A 6,384-nucleotide genomic window follows, 5' to 3' on the forward strand; every position below is an offset into this window, starting at 1 on the left:
GGCTCGTTCAAGGCTCGTGGTCCTGTTCCAGGTTGAATGCTTAGACACACTCATCCCAACAGGGCCACGGGCCCCTTTGTCTTCAACGACACGAACTCAATTCCCCATCAACCGCGAAGAGCCAGCTAGGCCTGTTCCACCAGCAGGCCCTTGGCCTTCAGGACGTCCGTGAGGTTGCAGAGATCGATGGTGGTACCGCCTGCCTTGTACAGGTCAATGAGCTCCCGCTCGGCGTCGTCACGCTCCTGCGAGAGGCGGATGACCTCCTCGATCTCGTCCTTGCGGACCACCACCACACCATCGGCGTCACCGCGCAGGACGTCACCGGGATAGATGATTTCGTCGCCAAAGACCACAGGATGATTGATGGGACCGATGGTCTCCTTGACCGTGCCCTTGATGGACACGCTGCCGGAAAAGACGGGCAGCCCGAGTTCAATGAGGTCCTGGGTGTCGCGGACACCGGAGTCCGTCACCAGGCCAGCCAGGCCCTTGGCCTTCATGGCGTTGCCCAGCACGTCGCCGAACGTCCCGGCTTCCTCGTACTCCCCGGCGGAAGCCAGGATGACGTCCCCGGGCTGCGCGTAGTGGATGGCCACCTGGAGCATCAGGTTGTCACGCGGTGCGCAGCGGACGGTGGTGGCGGGGCCGCAGAAGGACATGGCCCTGTCGATGGGCTTGATGCGGGAGCTCAGTGCGCCCTTACGGCCCTGCGCCTCGTGGATGGTGGCTGACGAGAACTTCGCCAGCCGGCTGACGGCGTCGGCGCTGGGTCGGTCGATGGTGGTTTTGACGTGGATCACGGCGTTGTTTCCTTCGGTGGGGTTGGATCAGGTGAGGGCCTGGACGGCCTTGTCGATGGCAGCGATGGATTCCTCGATGATGTCCAGGCTGGTGGCGTAGGAGATCCGGAAGTACGGGCCCATGCCGTAGGCCGAGCCCTGGATCACAGCCACGGAGGCTGCATCAAGCAGGTAGAGGGTGAAGTCCTGGTCGTTACTGACGACCTGTCCTTCGGGCGTTGTTTTCCCGATGACCCCCGCACAGTTGACGTATGTGTAGAAGGCGCCGTCCGGCGTCGTGCATGACAGGCCTTTAACGGCGTTCAGGGCGGCGACGGCGGTGTCCCGCCGCTTGCGGTAGGTCTCCACGCTGTCCCGGACGAAGTCCTGGCTGCCGGCGAGGGCGGCCGCGGCGGCGGCCTGGCTCACGGAGGACGGGCAGGAGGAGATCTGCGACTGCAGCTTGTTGATGGCCGCGATCAGCGGCGCCGGCCCTGCGGCGTATCCCAGCCGCCAGCCGGTCATGGCGTAGGCCTTGGATACGCCGTTGACGGCCAGGACCCGGTCCTTGAGTTCCGGGGCCACCTCCACCAGGCTGGCCAGCTTGCCGTCGCCGAAGTAGATCTGGTCGTAAATTTCGTCCGCGAGGACAGAGACGTGCGGGTGGCCGGCAAGGACATCGGCGAGCGCCCGGAGTTCGGCACGCGAGTAGACGGCGCCGGTGGGGTTGGAGGGTGCATTGAGGATGACCCACTTGGTCCGGACGGTGATGGCACCGGCCAGGGCTTCGGGGGTGAGCTTGAAACCGGAGTTTTCGCCGCAGGGAACGACGACCGGCGTGCCGTCGTTGGCCAGCACCATGTCCGGGTAGGAAACCCAGTAGGGGGCGGGAACAATCACTTCGTCGCCGGCGTCGAGGGAGGCCATGAAGGCAGTGAAGATAACCTGCTTGGCTCCCCCGCCGATGGTAATTTCAGCCGGCGTGTAGTGCAGGCCGGTGCGCAGCTCGAGGGTCTGGAGGATGGCCTCCTGCAGCGCCGGGGTTCCGGTGACCGACGTGTACTTGGTTTCGCCGCGGGCGATGGCCTCCACGGCAGCTGCCTTGATGTGATCCGGGGTGTCGAAGTCCGGCTCGCCGACGGTCAGGTCGAGGATGCGGCGTCCTTCCGCCTTGAGTTCACGCACCCGGGCCGCAGCAGCCACACTGGCTGAGGACTTGATGCGGGAAACCCGCGAGGCAGGTACAAATTCTGGCATGGTCTCTTCCTAGGGAGTCAGGAGTGAGCGGTGCTCGTTTCCTTCGACACTAGGGAAATCCCGCGGCTGTGGATAAGACCTAAAGTGCGTGGGCGGATAAGCGTCCCTTATGGCTGGCCCACCCACACTCTCCGGTTATGGGTCCACGCACTATTGGTATTTCCGGCCGTGGCGCCTTGCTGCCTAGCCTTCTAGGTACGTCGGCCCGTTCAGCGGCACACCGAACCGAGGAGTGATCTTGAGCGTTACGCACCAGGACGATACCGGTTACTACCGCTATCGCGGATCGCCGAAACCCGACCCGGCCGTCCGGCAGGCGGAAAAGCTCCGCAGGCTGCTCAAGGCGAACCGGCAGCGGATCGCCTTCAACGCCAGCAGCAGCCGTCCGCTCTCCGTCCGGCTGAACCAGCACATCGCGCAGGCGCTCCGGGACGGGATCAAGGTGACGCGCCTGGCCGAGGCTGCCGGGCTTTCCCGCTGGACCATCCGCACCATCGGCCTGTCCTTTGATGACCTGCTGCCGTCCGGGACGCACCCGGACCAGCAGCTGGCTGTCATCGCGGGGCTGAAGTCCGAGCTGGCTGAGCTAGGGGAAACGAAGGCTGCCTTGGAGGAACGCCGGCGGGCCCTCATGACCGCTGCCCGCCGCCTCGGCGTCATGGATGACTTCGAGCTCGCCGCGCTCAGCGGACTGCAAAGTGGGGACATCCGCAAAATGACGTGGGGTCTTCAGCCTGAACTTCTCTAGACTGGCCAGTGGACGTTGAACCACGGACACAGAACGAAGGAGCACAGCATGAGCGGAGTAGTTGTTGTAGGTGTGGACGGCAGCCCGTCGGCACGGAAGGCTGCGGAAGTGGCGCTGGGCCTTGCAAAGTCGCTGGGAGGTTCCCTCCACATCGTCACCGCATTCGACTCGGACCGGGCCGAGACCTTCGGCGTCGGCTCGGATGAAGTGAAGGTCTGGAACTCCGAAGCAGCCGAAACGGTCGCGAAGTCCCTTGGCGAAACGCGGCCGGGAGTGGAGATCAGCTACTTCGCGGCCCGCGGCAAGCCCGCTGACGCCCTCATCAAGGAAGCCATGCGCCTCGACGCGCGGTTGATCGTCGTCGGTAACCGGCGCATGCGCGGCATCGGCCGGCTCCTCGGCAGCGTGGCCAACAGCGTGGCGCACAACGCACCGTGCGACGTCTACATCGCCAACACCTACGACGACTAGCCACTCCCCGCAGCGGGGTAAAAGGACAGCGGACGACGGCGGGACCTCCCGCCGTCGTCCGCTTGCTTTATGCGCCTCTTGCTCAAGATTTGCCAAGTTTATCCCGTCGATAGATAAACCCTCTTCCGGTGCCGTCCCGGCCTGCCTACGGTTAGCTTCACAAGCACGCCAAGGGGGATACATGGAACGCTCGGACGACGCTACGCAGACTGCCCGCGAGGATGGCCAGCAGCCTGCAATTTCGGACCCGCTGGAGGGCCGTCAGCGGACAGTCGCCGAGTGGACGGGCGACCTCCTGGTCGGCATCCGGCAGCCGGTGCAGTTCAGGCTGGCGGACTGGCCGTAGCCCTGATCCCTAGGTCGAGGCGTCCTTCTCGATCTCCTCGGCAAGGTCGTCCACGGCCTCCGGGCGCAAGCTTATGCCGGCCTCGTCGAAGCGTTCCTCAAGCACGTGGCTGACGTCGTCCTCGACGTGGCCCAGGCGGATCTCGTCCCGGATCTCCTCCGCGATGCCCTCCGCCGTCGCTACGCCGTCAACCTCCTCCACGGCATCGTCGCCAGAAGGGGTGCCTGCGGGGTCAGCTCCGGTGTCAGTCATACCTCATCGTGGCCAATTGCGGGTGGGCGGTCAACAGCCTGCCCTACGCTCTGATCTCCACTTTGACGAAGTCCTCCCGGTGGAACATGCGGCGCTCGGACCACCCGTCCAGGACCACCCAGATAATGGAGCCGTCCGGTGTGGACCCGTCCACCACGCCGCAGCCGATATGTTGCCCGTCCTGAGAGAGGCGTACCGGCTGGCCTGCGGGCAGGGCGTTCCAGGACACCCGCCGCCAGCTGTGAGCTTCGCTCGGTTTCATGGCGCCTACCGCAGGACGACGGTCCGGTTGCCCAGCAGCAGGATCCGGCCCTCGCAGTGCCAGCGGACGGCATTCCGGAGCGCCACGCACTCCGCGTCCCGGCCCACCGCCACCAGGTCGTCCGCGGTGTACGTGTGGTCCACCTCGATGACCTGCTGCGAGATGAACGGGCCCTCATAAGGCCCCGCGTTGGTGAGCTGCCGCCCAAGATGCGGCTCCTGGCGGGTTGTCACAGGGTTAGTTGTCACGTGCTGCTCCTCGGATCAAAGCTGTCTGGAGTGCGGAAGGGGAAGACGCGGCCGCATCGTTGGGGACCGCATCGAGGCTGTTGAAGCTGTAGAGGTGGATGCCGGCGACGGTGCCGGGCGTGGTTTTGAGCCCGGCCACCAGGGTGTCCGGGGAGTACCGGTCGCCGCTGAGGAGTTTGCGGGCCAGCGGGCCCTTGCGGCTGAGGAACTTCAGGGAACTTCCGACGCCGATCTGCGTGGCGAGTGCCACCAGCTTGGTCCGCGGGACGGACCCCGCCACGCCCGCCCACAGGGGCAGGTGGACGCCTTCGCGGCGCAGGAGCGCGGCGTAATCGTGGATCTTGCCGGCGGAAAAGCACATCTGCGTGACTACATGCGAGGCAAGAGGCTGCTTGGCCAGCAGCCCGTCCAGCAGGTCCAGGGGGCTGACCAGCGGGTGGCCCTCCGGGTATCCGGCCACGCCCACGCGCATCATTCCGCCGGTGTACTGGGCGATGTCCTCGAGGACCGGAAGCGCCGAGTCGTAGGTGCCGGCGGGCTGCTTCCGGTCTCCCCCAATAACGAAGACTTCGCGGATTCCCGCGGCATCGCAGCCACGGATGATCTCGGTGAGCTCGGCACGGCTGCGGATGCTCCGGGCGGCGAGGTGCGGGATCACCTGGTAGCCGGCGTCGCTCAGCTCCACGGCGGTGCGCATGGTGCGCTCGATGCCGTGGTGCGGCAGGCAGGTGACGCTCAGCGGCGTGGCCGCGGACACCTTGGCTCGGACCTGCTCAACGATTCCCTCGGAGGGAATGATTTCGATTCTGACGGGGAACATCATTGGTCCTGTCTTTGCTTCAGTTTTCAGGGGCTTCAGCGGTGGCTATCCCGTCATGCAGTGGCCGCCAGCAGGGAGCTGGCTTCCTGGCGGGTGCTGCCGGAGGACTCGATGTGGGCGAGTTCGGCGGGGATCTCCCAGCCCTTCTTCCGCATCGCGGTGGCCCAGAGCCGCCCGGCGCGGTAGGAGGAGCGGACCAGCGGCCCGGACATCACGCCGAGGAACCCGATCTCGGTGGCCTCGTCCTGGAGGTCCACGAATTCCTGCGGCTTGACCCACCGGTCCACCGGCAGGTGCCGCTCACTCGGGCGCAGGTACTGGGTGATGGTGATCAGGTCGCACCCGGCCTCGTGCAGGTCCCGCAGGGCCTCGGAGATCTCCTCGCGGGTCTCGCCCATGCCCAGGATCAGGTTGGACTTGGTGACCATGCCCAGGTTCCGGCCCTGCGTGATCACATCCAGGGACCGCTCGTACCGGAAGGCCGGACGGATCCGCTTGAAGATCCGCGGCACCGTCTCGACGTTGTGCGCGAACACCTCGGGCTTGGAATCGCAGATCGCTTTGATGTGCTCGGGTTTGCCGGAGAAGTCCGGGATCAGCAGCTCGACGCCGGTGCCGGGGTTCAGTTCGTGGATCTTCCGGACCGTCTCGGCGTACAGCCACACGCCCTCGTCTTCGAGGTCGTCCCGGGCCACGCCGGTGACGGTGGCGTAGCGCAGCTGCATCGCCTGCACGGAGCGAGCCACCTTGGTGGGTTCGAACATGTCCACCGGGGAGGGCTTGCCGGTATCGATCTGGCAGAAATCACAGCGCCGGGTGCACTCCGAGCCGCCGATCAGGAACGTGGCTTCCTTGTCCTCCCAGCACTCGAAAATGTTGGGACAACCGGCCTCCTCACACACCGTGTGCAGGCCTTCCTTCTTGACCAGGTTCTTCAAGCCCACGAACTCCGGGCCCATCTGGACCTTGGCCTTGATCCACTCCGGCTTCCGCTCCACCGGAACAGCAGCATTACGCTGTTCAACGCGCAACAGCTTCCGGCCTTCAGGTGCCAATGTCATGTGGTTTTCTTCTTTCAGCATTCGACGACGTTGACGGCGAGGCCGCCCATGGCCGTTTCCTTGTATTTGGAGCTCATGTCCTTGCCGGTTTCACGCATGGTCACAATGACCTCATCGAGGGAGACCCGGTGCGACCC

General features: G+C 65.3%; 10 protein-coding genes and 1 pseudogene. 3 read left to right on the forward strand and 8 right to left on the reverse strand.

The genetic code is table 11. The features are described from left to right. Positions 1-125 precede the first annotated feature (125 nt). Positions 126-803, reverse strand: coding sequence for a 4-carboxy-4-hydroxy-2-oxoadipate aldolase/oxaloacetate decarboxylase (locus NFU08_RS20725; RefSeq protein WP_251425947.1), 678 nt, complete (start codon positions 801-803; stop codon positions 126-128). A 27-nt stretch (positions 804-830) separates the two neighbouring features. Continuing rightward, complete coding sequence (locus NFU08_RS20730) at positions 831-2,039, reverse strand: aspartate transaminase (RefSeq protein ID WP_251425948.1); 1,209 nt, start codon at positions 2,037-2,039, stop codon at positions 831-833. Positions 2,040-2,277: 238 nt separating this feature from the next. Between NFU08_RS20730 and NFU08_RS20735 the strand changes: the two genes are divergently transcribed. The 3 genes from NFU08_RS20735 (at position 2,278) to NFU08_RS20745 (ending at position 3,604) form a co-directional block, all read left to right on the forward strand. Beyond that, positions 2,278-2,787, forward strand: coding sequence for a hypothetical protein (locus NFU08_RS20735; protein ID WP_251425950.1), 510 nt, complete (start codon positions 2,278-2,280; stop codon positions 2,785-2,787). Between the two features lie 48 nt (positions 2,788-2,835). Next, positions 2,836-3,258: a universal stress protein gene (locus tag NFU08_RS20740; protein WP_104189434.1), complete on the forward strand. Its 423-nt coding sequence runs from the start codon at positions 2,836-2,838 to the stop codon at positions 3,256-3,258. A gap of 181 nt (positions 3,259-3,439) precedes the next feature. Then, a complete protein-coding gene (locus tag NFU08_RS20745; protein WP_174174882.1) occupies positions 3,440-3,604 on the forward strand; it encodes a hypothetical protein in 165 nt (54 codons plus the stop codon). 9 nt (positions 3,605-3,613) lie between these two features. Here the strand turns inward: NFU08_RS20745 and NFU08_RS20750 are convergent, their stop codons facing one another. From NFU08_RS20750 to NFU08_RS20775, 6 genes and pseudogenes are all read right to left on the reverse strand, one after another. After that, entirely contained in the window at positions 3,614-3,856 is a 243-nt protein-coding gene (locus tag NFU08_RS20750; RefSeq protein WP_251425952.1) for a hypothetical protein, read from the reverse strand. Positions 3,857-3,899: 43 nt separating this feature from the next. Next, on the reverse strand, positions 3,900-4,118 hold the full coding sequence (locus tag NFU08_RS20755; protein ID WP_251425954.1) for a hypothetical protein: 219 nt from the start codon (positions 4,116-4,118) through the stop codon (positions 3,900-3,902). A gap of 5 nt (positions 4,119-4,123) precedes the next feature. After that, positions 4,124-4,294: pseudogene (locus NFU08_RS20760) on the reverse strand (formyltetrahydrofolate deformylase); the annotation flags it as partial. 61 nt (positions 4,295-4,355) lie between these two features. Continuing rightward, positions 4,356-5,189, reverse strand: a complete 834-nt coding sequence (locus NFU08_RS20765) for a methylenetetrahydrofolate reductase (protein ID WP_174174888.1) — start codon at positions 5,187-5,189, stop codon at positions 4,356-4,358. Between the two features lie 50 nt (positions 5,190-5,239). After that, positions 5,240-6,247, reverse strand: a complete 1,008-nt coding sequence (lipA, locus tag NFU08_RS20770; protein WP_174174890.1) for a lipoyl synthase — start codon at positions 6,245-6,247, stop codon at positions 5,240-5,242. Positions 6,248-6,261: 14 nt separating this feature from the next. After that, positions 6,262-6,384 (reverse strand): L-serine ammonia-lyase, iron-sulfur-dependent, subunit alpha (locus NFU08_RS20775; RefSeq protein WP_251425859.1); only part of this gene is annotated, 123 nt, incomplete at its 5' end.

This window comes from Pseudarthrobacter sp. NCCP-2145, assembly GCF_023708005.1.
Lineage (GTDB): Bacteria > Actinomycetota > Actinomycetes > Actinomycetales > Micrococcaceae > Arthrobacter > Arthrobacter oxydans.